16 protein-coding genes are annotated in these 19,779 nt (G+C 51.1%); 11 read left to right on the plus strand and 5 right to left on the minus strand.

The window, feature by feature from the left end; translation table 11 throughout:
• Together AC506A_RS28450 and AC506A_RS28455 are read right to left on the minus strand one after the other, a co-directional pair.
• Positions 1–1,409 (minus strand): collagen-like triple helix repeat-containing protein (locus AC506A_RS28450; RefSeq protein ID WP_495464390.1); only part of this gene is annotated, 1,409 nt, incomplete at its 3' end.
• A 21-nt stretch (positions 1,410–1,430) separates the two neighbouring features.
• Positions 1,431–1,775: a hypothetical protein gene (locus tag AC506A_RS28455; RefSeq protein WP_495464391.1), complete on the minus strand. Its 345-nt coding sequence runs from the start codon at positions 1,773–1,775 to the stop codon at positions 1,431–1,433.
• A gap of 341 nt (positions 1,776–2,116) precedes the next feature.
• Here AC506A_RS28455 and AC506A_RS28460 point away from each other — a divergent pair, with 341 nt between their 5' ends.
• The 9 genes from AC506A_RS28460 (at position 2,117) to AC506A_RS28500 (ending at position 14,690) form a co-directional block, all read left to right on the plus strand.
• Positions 2,117–3,913, plus strand: a complete 1,797-nt coding sequence (locus AC506A_RS28460; RefSeq protein ID WP_495464392.1) for a galactose-binding domain-containing protein — start codon at positions 2,117–2,119, stop codon at positions 3,911–3,913.
• Positions 3,914–3,996: 83 nt separating this feature from the next.
• Entirely contained in the window at positions 3,997–5,559 is a 1,563-nt protein-coding gene (nagZ, locus tag AC506A_RS28465; protein WP_495464393.1) for a beta-N-acetylhexosaminidase, read from the plus strand.
• A gap of 233 nt (positions 5,560–5,792) precedes the next feature.
• Complete coding sequence (locus AC506A_RS28470; protein ID WP_495464480.1) at positions 5,793–6,686, plus strand: ABC transporter permease; 894 nt, start codon at positions 5,793–5,795, stop codon at positions 6,684–6,686.
• Positions 6,687–6,717: 31 nt separating this feature from the next.
• A complete protein-coding gene (locus AC506A_RS28475) occupies positions 6,718–7,611 on the plus strand; it encodes a carbohydrate ABC transporter permease (protein WP_495464394.1) in 894 nt (297 codons plus the stop codon).
• A 107-nt stretch (positions 7,612–7,718) separates the two neighbouring features.
• On the plus strand, positions 7,719–9,398 hold the full coding sequence (locus AC506A_RS28480; protein WP_495464395.1) for a type 2 periplasmic-binding domain-containing protein: 1,680 nt from the start codon (positions 7,719–7,721) through the stop codon (positions 9,396–9,398).
• Between the two features lie 74 nt (positions 9,399–9,472).
• Positions 9,473–10,981, plus strand: a complete 1,509-nt coding sequence (locus AC506A_RS28485; RefSeq protein WP_495464396.1) for a response regulator — start codon at positions 9,473–9,475, stop codon at positions 10,979–10,981.
• 9 nt (positions 10,982–10,990) lie between these two features.
• Positions 10,991–12,760, plus strand: coding sequence for a sensor histidine kinase (locus tag AC506A_RS28490; RefSeq protein WP_495464397.1), 1,770 nt, complete (start codon positions 10,991–10,993; stop codon positions 12,758–12,760).
• 31 nt (positions 12,761–12,791) lie between these two features.
• Positions 12,792–14,006 (plus strand): ROK family transcriptional regulator, encoded by a 1,215-nt coding sequence (locus AC506A_RS28495; protein ID WP_495464398.1) that lies wholly within the window; start codon positions 12,792–12,794, stop codon positions 14,004–14,006.
• A gap of 279 nt (positions 14,007–14,285) precedes the next feature.
• Positions 14,286–14,690 (plus strand): VOC family protein, encoded by a 405-nt coding sequence (locus tag AC506A_RS28500; protein ID WP_495464399.1) that lies wholly within the window; start codon positions 14,286–14,288, stop codon positions 14,688–14,690.
• A gap of 368 nt (positions 14,691–15,058) precedes the next feature.
• On the opposite strand, the gene AC506A_RS28505 is transcribed toward AC506A_RS28500, so the two are convergent.
• The 3 genes from AC506A_RS28505 to AC506A_RS28515 all read right to left on the minus strand — a co-directional run bounded on the left by AC506A_RS28505 (position 15,059) and on the right by AC506A_RS28515 (position 16,891).
• Positions 15,059–15,598, minus strand: a complete 540-nt coding sequence (locus tag AC506A_RS28505) for an NAD(P)H-dependent oxidoreductase (RefSeq protein ID WP_495464400.1) — start codon at positions 15,596–15,598, stop codon at positions 15,059–15,061.
• Between the two features lie 62 nt (positions 15,599–15,660).
• Complete coding sequence (locus AC506A_RS28510) at positions 15,661–16,416, minus strand: class I SAM-dependent methyltransferase (protein ID WP_495464401.1); 756 nt, start codon at positions 16,414–16,416, stop codon at positions 15,661–15,663.
• Between the two features lie 16 nt (positions 16,417–16,432).
• Entirely contained in the window at positions 16,433–16,891 is a 459-nt protein-coding gene (locus AC506A_RS28515; protein WP_495464402.1) for a MarR family winged helix-turn-helix transcriptional regulator, read from the minus strand.
• A gap of 201 nt (positions 16,892–17,092) precedes the next feature.
• Here AC506A_RS28515 and AC506A_RS28520 point away from each other — a divergent pair, with 201 nt between their 5' ends.
• Both AC506A_RS28520 and AC506A_RS28525 read left to right on the plus strand, forming a co-directional pair.
• Entirely contained in the window at positions 17,093–17,824 is a 732-nt protein-coding gene (locus AC506A_RS28520; protein WP_495464403.1) for an antibiotic biosynthesis monooxygenase family protein, read from the plus strand.
• Positions 17,825–17,904: 80 nt separating this feature from the next.
• Positions 17,905–19,758: an LTA synthase family protein gene (locus AC506A_RS28525; RefSeq protein WP_495464404.1), complete on the plus strand. Its 1,854-nt coding sequence runs from the start codon at positions 17,905–17,907 to the stop codon at positions 19,756–19,758.
• Positions 19,759–19,779 lie beyond the last annotated feature (21 nt).

Genomic DNA, 19,779 nt, shown 5'->3' on the forward strand with positions numbered 1-19,779 from the left:
GTGGCTCCAGCGGTACCAGTAGCTCCAGCCGGACCAGTGTCCCCAGCAGGACCAGTAGCTCCAACAGCACCAGTGGCTCCAGCGGTACCAGTAGCTCCAGCAGGACCAGTGTCCCCAGCAGGACCAGTAGCTCCAACAGCACCAGTGGCTCCAGCGGTACCAGTAGCTCCAGCCGGACCAGTGTCCCCAGCAGGACCAGTAGCTCCAACAGCACCAGTGGCTCCAGCGGCACCAGTGTCCCCAGCAGGACCAGTGGCTCCAGCGGCACCGGTAGCTCCAGCAGCACCAGTGGCTCCAGCGGCACCAGTGTCTCCAGCAGGACCAGTGGCTCCAGCGGCACCAGTAGCTCCAGCGGCACCAGTGTCTCCAGCAGGACCAGTGGCTCCAGCGGCACCAGTAGCTCCAGCGGCACCAGTAGCTCCAGCAGGACCAGTGTCTCCAGCGGCACCAGTAGCTCCAGCAGGACCAGTGTCTCCAGCGGCACCAGTAGCTCCAGCGGCACCAGTAGCTCCAGCAGGACCAGTGTCCCCAGCGGCACCAGTAGCTCCAGCGGCACCAGTAGCTCCAGCAGGACCAGTGTCCCCAGCAGCGCCAGGCGTACCAGGATCGCCGGTCGCTCCAGTCACACCGGTCGCACCAGTGTCTCCAGTAGCACCAGGCGTACCAGGATCACCGGTCGCACCAGTAGGGCCAGTAGGACCCCCAGGCTCACCAGGCGTTCCAGTGGCACCAGTCGCACCGGGCTCACCAGTCGCCCCGGTTGCGCCAGTAGCACCAGCAGCGCCAGGGTCACCAGTAGCACCGGTCGCGCCAGTCGCGCCAGGTGTACCAGTCGCGCCAGGCGTACCAGGCGTACCAGGAGTACCAGGCGTACCGGGGGCTCCAGTAGCGCCAGCAGCACCAGTAGCCCCGGTCGCACCAGCAGCGCCAGGCGTACCAGGAGTACCAGGAGTACCAGGGGCTCCAGTTGCCCCAGCGGCGCCAGGAGTACCAGTGGCACCTGTAGGTCCGGTCGCGCCAGTCGCCCCGGTTGCGCCGGTCGCCCCGCTAGCGTCAGTCCACAATTCGTTGGTAACCAAACGATGGGCGGCAACCAGTTCTCCATCATCATCTTTACCCCAAACAGAAATTTGAGCCGACGATGCTCCGACACCTGAGGTTGAGAAAACAAATTCAAAAGCATCCAAATCAGCGAAATAGGTTTTGGTAATGACCTGATTGGCAAAGACCACAAACAATTCTTCCACATATAGCGATCTGACAGTCCCTACATAATAGCCCGTAAGATAAAGGATATACGAGTTAGTAGAATGGCTGTTATCGATTTTGATAGTAACGGTTTGTGTAGGTCTAGTTCCGGTTTCTGGAACTATACTATTTTCAATCGGTCCAGTTGAGAATATAGGCAATTTATAATTCCTCCTTGTTAATTAAGATAACACCGCGACGAGTCGCTGAGTGTCAAGTAATCGGCCTGTGCCTGTTTTACCCCAAGCAGAGACCGCGGTTTGGTTGGCTCCTGCACCTCCGATAGTGAATTGGTACTCGTAGGCGTCAAAGTCGGCATAATACACTTTTAAAAACGTTTGGTTGGGTAATAAGCTAATCAATTCGCTGACATACATGGTGCGATCCCCGTTCAAGTAAAATCCATGAACAAGGACTGTGGACATGCTGAGCATGTCCCGGTTAACCATCCGCACCGTCAATTGCTGAACACGGTCAGTTGAGCCGACAGCATGATTAGCAACGGGGCCGGTTGACAGGAAGGGCATTGATTCTCCCCCCTCTCGATTTAGAGTAGTAAAACTCGTTGTAAACTAGTCGTGCAAGCAGAGGCTGCTAGACGAGGAACCTTAAGCATTGGACTACTTTTATGGCTCTATCTTAGTAGTATTCAATAGGGAATCATCTGTGTGGATAAACGAGTATAAATTACATAAATATTGTAAATCTAGGCGTATATCGATCTGAGAAATCCACTATTGGGATGGATGAAATGAAGGTTGACGCAGTATCCAATATTATCCTATAATTAATAAATCCAATGGAATAATTATATATAGCCATCTTTGTGATACTAGCAGCTTCACTAATTCGTTAGGGGGGTTCACTTATGTCCAAGATTTTCAGGCAACGAAAGCCGGCTATTCTCCTCATCCTCATTTCGCTTCTTGCTACCCTTTTCCCCACCATCAGCTTTGCCGCAACCAATCTCGCACTGAACAAAACAACCACCACATCATCCGTATGGGCAACCGGCTACGGAGGCGCCAAAGCCGTAGACGGCAACAGCACAGCCACTAGTTGGGCAAGTGCGCAATCCGAAGCAACCTCTTGGATTTACGTCAACCTGGGCTCCCTGCAAACGATTGACAGTGTTGTGGTCAAATGGCCGCAATACACGTATGCAACAGCTTTCAAGATCCAAACCTCCACAGATGCTTCAAACTGGGTCGATAAATACACGACAACTAGCGGAGCAGGAGGGACAACGACCGCGAATTTCACAGCTTCAAGCGCGCAATACGTCCGTGTCTACTTAACGGGCAAAGCCGACATTTACTACGAAATTTTTGAATTGGAAGTGTACAATAACGGCGGCGTTGGAGGTGGCGATACAATAGCACCAACTACACCTACTGGACTGACTTCTCCTTCGCAAACAGCTACAAGTGTAAGCCTCTCTTGGACGGCATCGACCGATAACGTGGCAGTAACAAGCTACGATGTGTACAAGAACGGTGCGAATCCGGTAAACGTATCGGGGACATCCGCCACCATTAGCGGCTTGTCAGCCAGCACGTCTTACTCGTTTACGGTCAAGGCGAAGGATGCCGCAGGCAACGCTTCTGCAGCAAGCACGCCGCTCTCCGTGACCACTTCTGCATCGGGAGGCGGCGGATGCTCCTCGAACTGCCATGTAAACAACGCTACATTTTTAAATTCGGCCTGGTTCGCTTCAGCGCAGAGCGCGGCAAACATCGCAACCTACGTCAATGAGCTTGCGGGTAAGAAGATCAAGTACCAATTTGCCGACATTGGCGTACTTGTCGATTCCGCTACATCCACTAACGGCACCTTGCCTGCGGCAGGCTATGCGGGTCTTGCGACTTGGATTAAGAACTCCAGGCTGACGGATCCGAATCAGTTGATTATTATCGACCTCAATTACGGCAGTCGGTTCACGAGAGTCGGCGGCACGAAGGTCGGAAATCCAAACTTCGGCAACACGACATTTAATACGAACGTCAATGCCATTATTAATACGCTCGTCAATGTTGGCGTCCAAGTCGGCGGAACAGGGCCATTCTATAAGGCGGACGGCGTTCATTTGGATATCGAAGGCTTTATGACGAATGACACGACGCTGTTGAATACACTGCAATATTTGCGCAACAACGCGCTGGCTTCGAACAATTATTTCTCCATCTCGACGCCTGCCGATCCTCCTTACAGCGGCGTGAGCAGCTACCAGTGGAGCAATGCGTATATCGGTCAAGTAGCCGCCATCGTCAACATGATGAACCCGATGATCTATGACGCGATGGGCTGGGGATCGGACATTACGACCGCCAATTCGTATAAGACGCTATGGACGAACGAGATTACAAGATACAGCAATGCAATCGGCAATACCGGCCCGGGCGGCGTTCGCAGTCAATTGGTACCAACCTTGCCTTCATATGAACTGAAATCCGCAGACGGCACAGTGTATCATGATCCGGCCGTGGAGAGCTTGCAGAAAGCAGCCGAAGGGTTAAATGCGGCTATTGCAGGCGGGGCGAATGTATATGGTGCAGGCATCTTCTGGTGGAGCAACTTTATTGGGCGCAATAGCGCGGTGTATGGTTCCTCGTTCTTCACACCGGACCAGACGAACTGGATGAGCTTGTGGGTCAATCATTCCTAAAGGCAAGGGATTAAAGTCAGGTCCCGATCCATGTCTAACGTGGGTCGGGATTTTTCTATATAACTATGAGGGGGCAGATCCAAATGATCGCATTCAACGAGGATAAAGTGCAAACGATGCTGGAGAAACTCAGTTTGAAGCAAAAGATATCACTTATGTGTGTAACAGGTGTGCCAGGACAACAAGTAACCGAGCAGGAACGAGGCAGAATCGGCAAAACTGAGGTAGGCGGGCTCGGTCTGTTCCCCCACAACATCAGCTCTGAGCCGCAGCTCAAACAGCTCGTGGCAGATATTCAAGCCGCATCGGCGAGGAATGGCCTTCCGTATCCGGCATTGCTGTCGATCGACGAAGAGGGCGGAAGTCTGTCCAACCTGACCGACTTCTATGTTTCAGTACCGGGTAATCGAGCGATTGGGTTAGCGGAGGATGCGGGCTTGGCCTATCTGACCGGTAAAGTAATCGGCAGCCAGCTATTCCACCTTGGCATTGGCATGGACTGGGCGCCTGTGCTCGATGTGAATACGAATCCGCTTAATCCGGTTATTGGCGTCCGCTCGTTTCATGAAGATGCTGCGATTGCGGCTGCATATGGACAAGCATTTATCTTAGGGATGCACCGCTCAGGCGTTGCGGCCACGGCTAAGCATTTTCCAGGCCATGGCGATGTTGCGGTTGATTCGCACAAGGCGCTGCCAACCTGCAGCTTAACGCTGGAACAGCTGCACCGTGAGGCGCTTATTCCATTCAAGGCGGCGATCGAGGCGGATGTAGATGCGATTATGGTGGCACATGTTGTGTTTGATCAAATTCCGGAAGCGGGAGGGCTGCCTGCATCGCTGTCACGTTATTTTGTCACGGAGCTGCTTCGAGGTGAGCTGGATTATCAAGGTGTGATTTGTACGGATGACATAGAGATGCATGCTATTGGACTGTACTTCAGTCCTGAGCAAGCAGGGGTGCTCGCGGTGAAAGCCGGCAACGATCAGATTCTGATGTGCCACACGCCGGAATTTCAAGATCGCGTAATGGCGGGCATTATAGCGGCTGTAGAGCAGGGGGATATCCCGATGCGGCAAATTGATGCGTCAGTCAGCCGAATACTCGCGCTCAAGCTGCGCATGGCCTCTTATAGACGCCTTGCGGCTCCGCTTACGCTGCAGGAGGCCGAAATGACCGCGCTGCATATTGCGACTTCCTCAATTGTCACAACCAGAGACCCGGCCGGACTGCTTCCGCTGTCGCACAATCCTGCTTATTTGCTCGTCGTACCAAGGCAGCGAAAGCTGACACAGGCCGACAGCACAGAGGGCAAAGAGATTGCACTGGCAGGCTACTTGGCGGAACAAGGCTATAACATGGTTACGGCTTATATCTCGCAACAGCCAACTGCGGATGAGATAGCCGCGATTATGGAGTTGCTTTCAAGTGTAGATGTCGTCATACAATGCTCGATTAACGCCCATATGTTCAAGGAACAGCTCAAGCTGGCGGCAATATGTGCCGAATCCAAGCCGCATCTATGCCTTATTCTTAGAAATCCATACGATGCAGATGAGCTTCCTGCAAGCAGCAGTGTCGTGTCCATTTGCTCAACATCAGAGATCAGCATGCGGGCGTTTATCGAACTACATACTCAGGACTAATTTATTAATCCAGTGGATTAATAAATTAGTAAAGGGCGTTGAATCGCAGACTCTTTTCGTTGTTAAAGGGAGTATTTCGCTGCACCGAATCACTTTATCATGAAGATACAAGAGAAACGAGATAGAAGGTGATTCCGGTGCAGAGTAAATCGTCGACAGAGAATCCGAAGATCAGCCGCTTCGCCGCACCAACGAGTGTACGTGCAGAACGGCCGCGCAAGAGCAAGCTGGTTATGTTTGGCCGACAGTGGGATTTGCAGCTTATGGTCCTTCCGGCACTGCTGTTCCTATTCGTATTCAGCTACATCCCGCTGTATGGCTTGTTAACGGCTTTCCAAGATTACGACATGTTCAAGGGGTTCTTCGCGAGTCCTTGGGTCGGCTTCAAGCACTTCCGCATCTTCTTCGAATCGCCTGAGTTCGGCGAGGTGCTCTCGAACACGATCTGGATCAGCGTCCTGAAGCTGCTCGTCTGCTTCCCGGCACCGATCGTACTCGCGCTAATGCTCAACGAAGTGAAGAACATGTACTTCAAGCGAATCGTGCAGACAATCAGCTACCTGCCTCATTTCTTCTCTTGGGTTATCGTGGCGGGCTTCGTCAGCTCCATGCTGGCAGTCGATAACGGAAGCTTGAATATGGCGCTTGAGAAGCTGAACCTCATCGATGAGCCGATCAATTTCCTCTCGCTGCCGGAATACTTCTGGACCATCTTAATCAGCGCGAACGTTTGGAAAGAGATCGGGTTTGCTTCCATCGTCTACTTAGCCGCAATCGCTGGTGTAGATCCAACGCTCTATGAAGCGGCCGCTATGGACGGCGCGAGCCGGTTCAAGCAAGTGTTTCTGGTCACGCTCCCGAGCATTCGACCGATCATTATTATTTTCATGATCCTGGCAGTCGGGAACATCCTTAATGCCGGATTCGAAGATATATTGCTGCTTGCCATCAGCCCTACATTGGCGGAAGTAGCAAACGTTGTAGATACCTATGTGTACCGAGTCGGGTTCAAGAATTCCAGATACTCTTACGCAACGGCGGTCGGCCTGCTCAAGTCCGTCATCAACCTTGGCTTGCTTATCGCAGCCAACGCAATCGCCAGAAGGAAGGGCTCAAGCCTATGGTAATCATTACACTACCGAGAGGAGGCAGCAGGCTATGAAACGCAGTACCGGAGATAAAATCTTTCACACATTCGTCTATACCCTGCTGGTCCTGCTGGCTTTCGTATGCTTCTATCCCTTCTGGAACTCGATTGTCATCTCGTTTAACCTCGGCTCCGACACAGAGCTTGGAGGCATCACCTTCTGGCCGCGCAGCTTCACGCTGCAGAACTACTCCATCGTCTTTCAAGACGGCAGGCTGCTGGACGCCTTCTATATATCCGTACTGCGGACGCTGATTGGTACCTTCGTCGCGATCCTCTGTACAGCGATTTTCTCCTTCGGGATGTCGCGAAAGAATCTCATCGGCCGCAAGGCATACATGCTCTTCTGCGTATTCACGATGTACTTCAGCGGCGGACTGATTCCGACTTACATGCTGATCCGCAACATGCACTTGCTGGATTCCTTCTGGGTGCTCGTTATCCCAGGCATCATAAACGTTTGGAATATGATTGTGTTTATCTCCTTCTTCAAGGATCTGCCCGATGGTTTAGAAGAATCTGCCCGCATCGACGGGTGCAGCAACTTCGGTGTTTTGTTCCGAATCGTGCTTCCATTATCCGGCCCCATCATCGCGACACTCTCTTTGTTTACGGCCGTCTCGCTCTGGAACGACTGGTTCTATGCGGGTCTGTACATTACGAAGACCGAGCTGTTGCCGATTCAGGCACTGCTCCAGCAAATTCTCAACTCCAACATCATGACGACTGAGCTTCTTAACTTGAACTCGGCTGCGCAAGATCGCATTACGGCAATGCAATCCATAACAACGAAGTCGTTATCGATGGCCACGATGATTGTGGCAGTGCTGCCCATTATGTTCACGTATCCGTTCGTTCAGAAGTATTTCGTGAAAGGCGTGCTTGTCGGTTCGCTGAAAGGCTAGCAATCGGCGAGATCGCAACTGCGATGCAAGCAGGTAGGAAAAGTGAGAATTTGTACAGCGGTTTTACGCGAAATAGCTTAATATAACAAGTACATGGAGGGTTATCGATGAAGAGAAAAAGAATCGCCACATCGCTCGGAGTTATGCTGCTTAGTACATCCATGTTAATGGCAGGATGCGCGTCAAAATCAGAAACGAACAACAACAACGATTCTACAGCCGCAACAACAGGCACGAATAACGAGGCAGCAGCAACGACGAATACACCTGAAGCTGCACCTGCATTTGAGTTTGGTGTTACGCCTGTCTCCTTCAGCTTCTATGGCAACTATGACTGGTATACCCAGAATCCATGGGGAGCCGATCCCGGCACGAAGTGGATTCAAGACAATAAGAAAGTAACGGTAACGGCTGTGCAAGCAGGCAGCTCGCCGGAAGTTAAACTCAATGCGATGATTGCATCCGATGAGCTGCCGGACGTCATCTGGGGCGAGCGCGATGCCAATGTCGAGAAGCTCAGAGCGGCAGGCAAGCTGGTTGCATTGGATGAGTACGTGGATAAATACCCGAACCTGAAGAAATGGGCCGGCGATGCTACGCTGAACATGCTCAAGGCAGAAGACGGTCACCTGTATGTATTCCCGAACTGGTATGCGAACTCCGCACGAGGTAACGGTGGATACATCGTCAATACGAAAATCTACACAGAGCTCGGTTCGCCGAAGCTGGAAACGTTCGATGATCTGTATGCTTATTTGAAGCTTGTGAAAGAGAAATATCCGAAGACCATTCCGTTTGAAACGAGTATCGGCGCACAAGGTATCTATGAGTTGTACTCCGGTTTCGCGGAAGATCATCCGGTGCAATTCGTCAGCCAGATGGCCGTGCCAAACGGCGACAAGCTGGAATCGATCTTCACCGATCCGACCTTCAAAGAAACGCTGCAATACGCAAGCAAGCTCTTCCGTGAGAAGCTTGTTACACAGGATGCGTTGACACAGAAAATCGAGCAAGTACGTGAGAAAGTAACGACCGGCAAAGTAGCCGTAGCAGCTGCTTATAACGTAACGGACTTGGGTGCAAGAGGTACGGTTGCCCTGAAGGCTGCAGACCCAACCGCTGGCTATACGATGATTTGGCCGCTGCAGAAAGGCGGATTGGATAAGAATAAGATTTTCGCAACGCAGTATGATTCCCTTGGCTGGAACGTCAACATGATTACAACATCGGCGAAAGATCCGGAAGGCATCTTCGCTTACCTGGACTGGCTGACAGGCGCTGAAGGACAACGCGTCGGCTTCTGGGGTCCTCCCGGTCTGTACTGGGATGGCGCTGACGAGACGGATGCACCGAAATTTACGGATAAATACGCAACAGATAAAGAAGGCTTGAGCAAAATGATGTCCACGATGGATTCCTTCAACTGGGCAGGCAACACAACCTTCATCGATCAAGCGAAATCGAAGCATGAATTGTCGCTGCCGGCTGATCAGCAAGAGTGGGCAACGATCGCACAGAATGCGGTAGCATGGAAAACAGCGTACAACATCACGCAATTTGCCAACATGGATCCGGCACCGACTTCGGAAGAAGGCGTAATTGCACAGCGGATCAGCGATATCTTTACACGAGTATTCGCGAAAGCGATCTTCGCGAAGGATGATGCCGAAGTGGAAGCGATGCTGAATACGGCGAGCGAAGAGGCAAACTCGGCGGGTTATGACAAGCTGCTTACCTTCAAAACAGCGAAGTGGCAGGACAACCTGAAACGTATCAACGCACAATAATTAACCATAGGTATATATGCCAAGAGAAGGTATACTAAGTATACCTTTTCTTGGCATTATTTGGAGGTGATGACGTGTACAGTGTTCTGGTTGTAGATGATGAAACGATGGATTTGATCGGACTGCAGCAGCATATCGACTGGGACAAGCTTGGCATGAACGTCGTCGCCGCAATTAACAACAGCTTTAGTGCGCTTGATTATATGAAGAATAACAAGGTGGATATCCTCGTAACGGACATCAACATGCCCATTATGTCGGGGCTCGAAATGGTTAGACAGATTATGGAGCAAAGACCGCAGCTTCGCGTTGTCTTTGTGAGCGGATATTCCGAATTCCATTATGCGAAGCAGGCGATCTCGCTCAGCGCGGCCGGATACGTGCTGAAGCCGGTTAATGATGATGAATTGTTCGAAGTGCTGCAAGGGGTCAAAGCGGAGCTCGACAGCGAGACGATTCGTTCCGAGTGGCACAAGAGCGAGGCGGTAAATCAACTGCTCAGCGGGCATTATGCGCGTACGGAGCTGACGCCGTCAATCGGCTTGTCCATCGGGATCATTGAGCTCGACGACATACACTGGAAGCTGCGTGCAGCGGGCGTGGAGAAACAAAGCACCGCCTTCGATAAGCAGCTGCAGCAAATTGCGGAGCTGCTCCTAGAGGAGAATCTGCCTTATTTCTGCAAAACCGATGAGAAACGTATGGTTGTCATCTTGGAAGGCACGCAGCCGCAGGAGCAGCTGAAGCTTGTCATGCATGCAGTCAGCTCGAAGCTGGATTGGTCGGTGACGGCAGGCCTCGGTACGCTCGTATATGAGCTCCATCAGCTTCCGGAATCGTATCAATGCGCGAAGGACGCGATCTCGAGCAAAATGTTTGTTGGCAAAGGCAAGGTCATTCCGTTCTCCGACATTAAACCCCAAACCGGCTTAAAGGCGAAACAGCTCAGCGAAGTGCTGGATTCGCTATTCACCGCCCTGATCCAATATCAACTCGTGCGAGTGGACGAATGTGTTGAGGATTTGTGCGCTTTGGTGAAAACATTCGATGATAAGCATGCCGTTTACGTTTATTTGCTTCATGTGATCTCCCAGCTTGATTTTCGCCTGCGCACCGTCAATGAGGACTTGTACCAGATTCTCGGCCTCAGCTTCGATAAGCTCGATATCGTCTTTCAATTCGAGACGGTGGAGGATATCCAGTGGTGGCTCAGAAGTCGGCTGTTCCAGCTCTCGGAGAGTCTCTATCAGCGGAAACAGAAGAAGAACCGGAAGCTGATTGAGGAAGTAGAGAAGTACATTATGGATCATGTCGAGGAAGAGCTGACGCTGAGGGACGTCGCGAACTATTTCTCCTTCTCGCCGAATTATTTGGGTTACATGTTCAAAGAGGAAGCGGGTCTGAACTTCAGCGATTATGTCATTGCCAAGCGCATGGAGCGGGCAAGTGTGCTGCTTCAGGTACCCAGCACGAAGGTGTACGAGGTGGCGAACCGCCTGGGCTACAAGAAGCTGAGCAGCTTTAACCGCCAGTTCAAGGATCAATTCGGCTTGACGCCAAGCGATTATCGAAAACAAGGATGAGTGACTCACATGGGGCCAGCCGCGCAGCATTCGAAATACCGTTCCGTCGGGAATAAGCTGTTTCTCTCTTATTTGATTCTGCTCCTCACACCCGTTCTGGCAATCGGCTACTATGCGTATACGTCTTCCGTTCGATCGGGGGAGGAGCAGACCAGCGCGGCCGTAAGCGGCACGCTGAGCCAGATTCATGACAATATCGCCTATCGAATGGAGGATATTAAACATATCTCCGACGAGCTGTACCTCGACCAAACGATGCAAAATAATTTGAGCAAGTACGAGGAAGGCTACTATAGCTATGAAAATATGTCACGCTACTTGCAACCGAAACTGACGAATATGCTCAGCTCCATGGTCAGTAATGTGTGGCTTGATATTTATACGGATAATCCGACCGTGCCTGAGGTATTCTTCGCTAGAGGAAGCGAGGTTGACCCGCTGTCCGCAGGACGAGACTTTGAAATTATGCATATGGATCGGTTGAGAGAGCTGGAATGGTATAAGCAGCTCGACTTCCCGCAAGAGATCTACGGGCAGACCTTCGTCTGGCGGCAAGTCGATAATGATGCGCGCTTTGGCAATATCTCGCTGATGCGCCGGTTGATCAATTTCGACGATGGCAGCAAGCAATTCGGGTTTATGCGGATTGTCACGAAGATCAGCGATCTGCTCCAGGCTGTCGATTATCGTAAAATCACAGACAAGAGCGTGCTGGTTGTAAGCGACTGGGACGGGAACACGCTGTATACCTCCGCGCCATCCTCGCTTGAAGCGACCTGGGACAGTGGGGCGGCGGGAAGCGATTATCTCGTCATTAAGAAGCCGATTGCGGGGCTGAACTGGCAGCTGTCCGCCTATATTCCCCGCAGCTATCTGAAGGAGAATGCGGTCTCTGTCCGGAATGTGTATATTATGATGTGCATGTTGGTGGTGGCTGTTCTTATCCTCATCAGTGCGCTGTTCTCGCGCTATTTTATCCGCAAAATGACGAAAATTATCGCGGCCATCGACTCCTTCCGCGAAGGGGATTTCTCCAAAAGAATTCATTTCAAGAGCCGCGACGAATTCGCCCAAATCGGTGATGCGTTTAACAATATGGGTCGGAACATGGAAGAGATGATTCAGAATTTGTATGTTGCGAATCTGCAGAAGAAGGAAGCGGAGCTGGAGTTTCTGCAAACGCAAATCAATCCGCATTTCTTATATAACACGCTGTCATCGATCAGCCGTTTGGCCAAGTTCGGGCAGAACGATAAACTGCAGAAGACGGTGTTTGGGCTTGCGAAGTTTTATCGTTTGTCGCTGAACGACGGGCGTATTCTTACTTCAATTACGAATGAGGTCGAGCACTGCAAGGTGTACACCGAGCTGCAGCAGGCCAAATACGAGAATCGACTGCGTGTTTATTACGAGATTGACCCTGAAATATTGGCGTATACGACCGTGAAGCTGATCTTGCAGCCTTTTATCGAGAATACGCTGAAGCATGCTTGGTATGGCGATCAAATCAACATTCGGATTACAGCGCAGAAGGAAGAGCATTATATTGCGTTTCGGATCATTGACGATGGCGTCGGCATTCGGCGCGACCTGCTGGAGCAGATCATGAATTCGCGCGGCGTGCAGGTTGGTTATGGCATCCGCAACGTCGATTCACGCATTAAGCTGCAATTCGGCGATGCGTATGGTGTCTCGTTATACAGCCGTCCGGGGATTGGAACCTCGGTAACGATTCGTATCCCCTTATATCAAGATCCGGCAATCATGCTCGGAGCTTGAGTTTATTACATGAACAGAAGGAGCAGCCGTCATGAAGCCGATCAAAGGAGACCTCCAGACGATGAAGGAGATGAATCGCGCCGCGATTCTTCGCTTATTTCATCGGAAAGGGACGTTAACCCGCGTGGAGATCGCGAAGTTAGCCCATTTGACACCGACAACCGTCTCTTCGCAGGTCGATGAATTGATTAGAGAAGGATTCATTGACGAGCTGGGGAAAACGGATACGACCGCCGTCGGGCGCAAAGCGGTGCAGCTCGAAATTACACGGAGCAAAGGATATGTCATCGTGATCGGCCTTGGCGGTCAAGCCTTTACATGCGCGCTGGTGAATTTCCACGGGGAGATCGTACATGTTGACGTATTGCCAAGCGTTCAAGGCAATGATGCTGTGGGACACTATCTGAGTGAGGCGATCCCTCGCATGATGAAGCAGGCTGGCATTGCCGAGCTGGCGCGGATTAAGGGCATCAGCATCGTGTCGCCCGGGATTATCGACGAGCAGAGCGGAACCATCAAGCTCTCGCGCGGCTTGCAGTTAAGCGGATTTGCGGTGAAAGCCCATCTGGCTGCAGATTATGATTGTGTCATTGAAGTGGTCAATGATATGAACGCATCGGTCTTCGCGGAGTATTATTATGGCCTGAACGCCGCGTATCGCAATGTCATTTACGTGTCCGTGGAGGAAGGGATCGGCGCTGGCATTATCATTAATGAGCAGATTTATGCCGGTTCTAATGGTGCCGCCGGCGAAATCGGTCATACGATCGCGGATTCGGGCGGCATGCTGTGCCAATGCGGCAATAGGGGCTGCATTGAAACGGTACTGACTGTGCCGTATATGCTGCAGCGTGCGCAGATGGCTGCGAGGGAGGCAGCGGATTCGGGCACCAATGTCGCTGTTGTTCCGCAGCATTTCGAGGATGTGCTGGCGTTATATGAGCAAGGCGCAGAGTGGCTGCTGCCGATGATGCAGCAAGCGGCGCAGGTCATGAGCCAGCTGATGGCTTCGATCTATAATTTCATGAGTCCGGAAATGTTAATTGTCGGCGGCTGGCCAAGCCGTTCGGCTGCCTTCATGCAGGAAGTGAAGCTGCGGCTTGATGCCTTTCCGTTCCCGACGGAGACGGGGGGCTCGCGATTTGTATTCAAGAGCGTAGAGCAGCATCAAATCCTCGCCGGTGCGGCGACGTGGCTGCTCCAGGATCTGTTCGGCGGCGTTCAATTCTCGCAGCGGTACAGCTAGTGATAGGTGGGGCGTCGAAACCGGTGCTCCCCGCCACCGACATACTAATTCGCATTTCGCCCCCTCGTTCAAAACGCTAACGAATCGCAGAGGTCTTATTTCAACCAAATGAGCGAGTTTGAAAATCTAACGAATCCTACATTAGCGCGCGTAACAGCGGAAAGAATGCCGAAGGATGTTTCGGGGGGGAGGAAACTAGCTCGCCCCATCGAAAGAAAATGAGCAAACCAATCATGCAATTATGATGGTGACTGGAATAAGAGGGAGCTGACATTGGAGATGAGCATCACTTTGCCCAAAATCACCACATTCTTAATGTTCGAAGGACATGCGGAAGCAGCCATGAACTTGTACACTTCCGTCATTGATGACTCCGAAATTGTCAGCATGCGCAAGTACGGGGCAGGGGAATCGGGCGCGGAGGGCAGCGTCATGCGTGCGGTGTTCAAACTGCAGGGCCAGACGTTTATGTGTATGGATAGCGATGTCAAGCATGCGTTTACCTTTACACCGTCGATATCGTTATTTGTAACATGCGGCTCGGAAGCGGAAATTGACCGCGTGTATGCGGCTCTGTCGGAGGGTGGCTCGGTTCTAATGCCGCTCGCAGCATACCCATTCAGCAAGAAATTCGCCTGGATCTCCGATAAGTTTGGCGTGACGTGGCAACTGACCTTGGCTTAACCGGACCTTGCAGGACCTTGCAGAGCTGGCTTTCAACTCTAACGAACCCCAGAGGCCTTATTTCAGCAAAATAACCGGGTTTGAAATTCTAACGAACCGTACAGGCGTTATATCGTCTCGAGATGCCCTTTTTTTCTTCATTTTCCCGAAATAAGGCCTACACGGTTCGTTAGATTTGATAAGGGGCTAATCTCGAGCAAATAAGACCCTCACGGTTCGTTAGAGCGTAACAGCGGCAACAAGTTGCTACCCCAGGAGTATTTTGCGGAATGACGGTTGGTGTCGCGCCCGCCGCAACACTTCATGCTGCAATAATCAAAAAAATGGCTGAACCGGATCATCCCAGTTCAGCCTCTTTCTAATAAAGTCTAGCGAGTAGCATAGGAGCCAATTGGCGCCGTCAAATAGGCAGCCAGCTTGTCCGCGCTTTGCGTGAGCTCTTCATCGGACAAACGAGGCGCGTGAAACACCATAAACGGCGGTACGTACTTCATCTCGGTCAGCAGAACCGTTGCTTGCAAAGGAAGCAGAAGCTGCTCCATCGTGTATAAGCTTTCGCCATCCGGACGATAGGACTCTTCAGCCCGACCAACGGAAATAGCGAGCACATACTCTTTGCCCTTCAACTGATTGCCTGTCCCGTAGCCGAAGCCATAGGTGTATACTTCATCCTGCCACTTCTTAAGCAGGGACGGCGTGCTGTACCAGTGAAACGGGAATTGAAACACGATGCGGTCATGCTGCAGCAGAAGCTGCTGTTCTTTCTCGACATCGATCATTTCATTCGGATAAGTTTGATATAAGTCATGTACCGTAATACCTGGCTCTCGCTCCAGACGTTCTTTCCACATCCGGTTAACGCGAGACTCCTGCATGTTAGGATGTGCGACAATCACAAGTGTTCTCATGGTGACGTAACTCCTCTAAGTAAGAAAATGATATAGGGATTATAGCATAGATCCGCAGCCGCTTATACCGCTCCGAAATAGATCTCCGTTGTATACTGGAAGCTAACTATACCGCCTTGTTGGTGCTTGGCGAACAACACCGTCAGAGCTTCCATATAAGGCTCGTAACTAGGTGAGCCGGGAAGCGGGACATAAGAGGACGAGAGGGTCCGCCCTTTAAGACCTTCCAGATCAAACCGCTGCTCGTTGGCAAATTCCACTTTCTTATAGCTGCCATCCCGGAAAAAGGAGGCAAAGTCCTCGTGATGAAGACGTCTATGGTTCACATCTTTATAATCCGGTGCGTAGTGTAGGAGAAGTTGGTCATAATCTGCCCCGAAAGGATCGTCGACCAGACGCGTGTTCCAGATCAGCGCTGCGTTGCCGTCAGCGCGCAGAATGCGTCGAAATTCAAGCCTTGTCGATTCCGGCTCAAACCAATGAAAGGCCTGCGCCGATACGATGCAATCAACCGAGCCGTCGTTCAGCGTGGTCGCTTCCGCCGAACCGTCGACGGATCGATAGCGATCGTAGCCGCCCAGCTGATCCTCTGCCGCAAGCCGCATATCTGTATTGGGCTCCACCGCGACGACGGTACTGCCCCGCTCGAGCAGCAGTCGAGTGAAAATCCCCGTACCTGCCCCAATATCGGCAATAACGGAGGTTGGGCTTAGGGCCGCTTCATTATAGAGAAAATCCAACGCCTCGGATGGATAACTTGGTCGATACTTCACGTATTGCTCTACACGATCTGAGAAACGTTTCGTATTATCCTTCATAGACAGAACCTCTCCTCTATACGCATTTATTGCAGTTCAAGTGATCCTCCACCGTCCGATTGAACCGTTGTAGCAGTTCACCGAACAGAGTAGATTCTTCCTCTGTCCATTCTTTCAGCACATCCGTAAAGAAGGTTTGGCGCAGCTGCCTTACTTTGAGCAGCATCTCGCTGCCCGAAGTGGTAACTTGGAGCAGGCTGACCCGGGCATCCTTCGGATCCACGGTTCGTTCCACATACCCCTTCGCTTCCAACGAGGCGGTCTGCCGACTGGCTGTTGAAATATCTAATTGAAAGGTATCGGCAAGTGCCTTAATACCGAGTGGTCCATGGTCAAACAGCCGCCTTAGCAATAAATAGGTAGAGCGATCAAGCCCGGTATTGGTAAAATAAGCAATACGGGCAGCCTCGGCTCTACGCATAAAAATAGCCATTTCGTGCTCAATTCGATGCAGGTTGTCTGGTTCTAAGTTCATGTTGGGTTCACCGCTTCTTTGGTTTGTGAATCGTAGTTATTCCAGCATATCGCTTCAATTTGCGCCGTGCAAGTGGAAGAGATAGACCGATTGACAGCTATTAAATACCTTGTATAATTACGAATAGACATAGTTGCATGATACAACTATACAACAGTACGTAATAAATTTCACATGCAAAAACGTGAAAGGAAAGCTGTGATGATGGAAAATGAAACTCAATCGGAGTTTGTAGCGTTAAACCATATAGTAGGACAATCGTCATCGCCCATGTTTGCCGCAGATGGCCTGTTGTCTATGCAGGATATGAAAGTTGGCGCACTGGTTCGGCTTAAGGTGTTTCCGGTTGCAGGCCGGCACAAGCAGCTGAAACAAGTGAACCATGCCATATCGGCGATGGAACGGGTATGGCAAGACGGAGATGTACAGAGCGGTGCTGTTCTGCGAGGTACTCGGGGGAAACATGTCGTTTCACTTGCGCTTGTCGATGCGCAGGCGGGGGAAGCTTCAGGCCCAAATCGTTATACAGTAGAGTACAGCGATCATACCGCAGCTCAGCCCTCCTCCAATAAGGTGCGAGGGGCAGAACATTTGTATTTCTTAAATATCGTACAGCTTGCACCTGGCAAACGAGAAGTCATGATTCGCAATTTCGAGCGCACGATGCCATATGTACGCAAGCAGCCTGGTTATATCTCGACGAATTTATTGGTTAGCCGGGATAATCGACTGGCAATCCATGTCGGGCAATTCGAGAGCAGGCGTCATTTTCAAGCGATTTTCCGCAAACAAGAGGTGCTTCGCGCCTTTGGTCGAGGGCTTGCGCCCGGCATGATGGCAACGATTTGCGGCGTGCTTCCCAAGCCGCCTAGTTTGCATCTGTTTGAACTCGCTCATGTAGTCGGATGGCCGGAGCACAATTTGCTCAACTAGCAGTTATTCCTATAAGGAACGTCCGGTGCAGGAGCAATGGCTTGCTGCCGGGGAAGGGGTTGTTAAAGGTGTCTCTATTGATGAGACTGCTTAATCGCAGATTTTTTTATTTTACAGTAATTCTATTGGTGAAGGGTATTCTGGCTTGGTCCGTCGTATTTGACGAAGGACCGTCTTGGATGACGCTCGTAACGGAAATTCCGTTCTTCTGGGTGGTGTTCTGTCTAATCGAATGGTTAGCAGGCAAACGGAAGATGCTCTACTATATGATCGTCAATTTATTGCTTACACTGCTCTATTTTACTGTACTCATGTACTACAAATATTATGGCATTATTGTTACGTATCATGCACTTGCCCAGGCCGATAAAGTAACCAAGGTCGGCGAAAGCACCTACTCGCTGCTTGATCCGTACTACTTGTTTATTTTCTTGGACATCGCTGTGCTGGCCTTTATCTTATGGAGACCGAAACATAAGCATATCCAGCAGCGCGTCAGCATGAGACCTGTGAAGAAAACAGGCATCACGATTATGTTCATTGTGTCTTCGCTGCTCTGTTTGCTTAATATTTGGCCAAACCGCGCCAGTATGAATGAGAATAAGCAAGCCGAAGAGATGGGGCTGCTTAATTACGAAATCTATACGATCTTTGCCGACAGCCGCAAAGACGATGCAACCGTCCCGATGGCGGACATTACGCAGAGCGCGATCGATGAGCTGAAAGGCACGGTGCAGCCGCAGCCACAGCCGCAATATTTTGGAGCGAACAAAGGGAAGAACCTCATTATCGTACAAATGGAATCCTTCCAGGATTTCTTGATTGGCTTAACGATCGACGGTCAAGAAGTAACGCCGAACATCAATAAGCTGGCACAGGAGAACATGCATTTTGATCATTTCTACACGATGGTAGGTCAGGGAACCACTTCGGATGCCGAGTACGTGGTGAATACATCCCTTTATGTGCCTCAGCATGATGCGGCGACCGACCACAACGTGGATAAGGCACTGCCGAGCTTGCCGAAGCTGCTGCACGCCAATGGGTACACGACGGCGACGTTCCACACGAACGATGTTTCTTTCTGGAACCGTACGGAGCTGTACAAAGCGGTTGGCTGGGATCATTACTATGACAAATCATTCTTCGGCGACGAAGATCATATTGCATTTGGATCATCGGATGAAGTGCTTTATCAGAAGACGATTGATGAATTGGTGAAGTTGGATGAAGGCGAACAGCCTTTCTATGCGCAGGTTATTTCGATGAGCGCCCACCATCCGTTCAATCTTCCGGAATCCAAGTACAGAATGAAGCTGCCGGAAAAGTTCGACGACACCATCGTCGGTAACTATATTCATGCCCAGAACTATGCCGATTACGCGCTCGGACAGTTCATCGACGATTTGAAGCAGCGCGGGTTATGGGAGGACAGCGTCATTCTGTTCTACGGCGATCATCAAGGATTGTCCCTGTACTCGCTTGATCGCGATGAGAAGAGCTTGGTGGCTGGCATGATTGGCCATGAATACGGCTATACCGACATGTTCCGTATCCCGCTTATTCTTCATGCACCCGGCGTGACGACGCCTTCCGTGCGGGAACAGACCGGCGGTCAGATCGATATTCTGCCAACGGCTGCTAATTTACTGGGTGTATCGTTAAGCGATCAGATTTATTTTGGCCAAGATTTGTTGAATCAGAGCTCCAACATGCTGCCGATGCGTCATTTCCTGCCGTCGGGCTCCGTTATTACGGATGACGATATGTTCCTGCCGGGCATTGAATATAGGGATGGTACGAACTATTCGCTTCGCGATAACAGTGAGACCGAGCATGGTGAAGGGACTACAGAGGATCAATACAATCGTACGCTGAGGTTGCTCACTTTATCAGACAGCTATGTCAGTCAACTGCCGGACAAAGACGAATAATGCACTTATCTATCATAAAAA

It is taken from the genome of Paenibacillus sp. N22P23 (genome assembly GCF_059383735.1).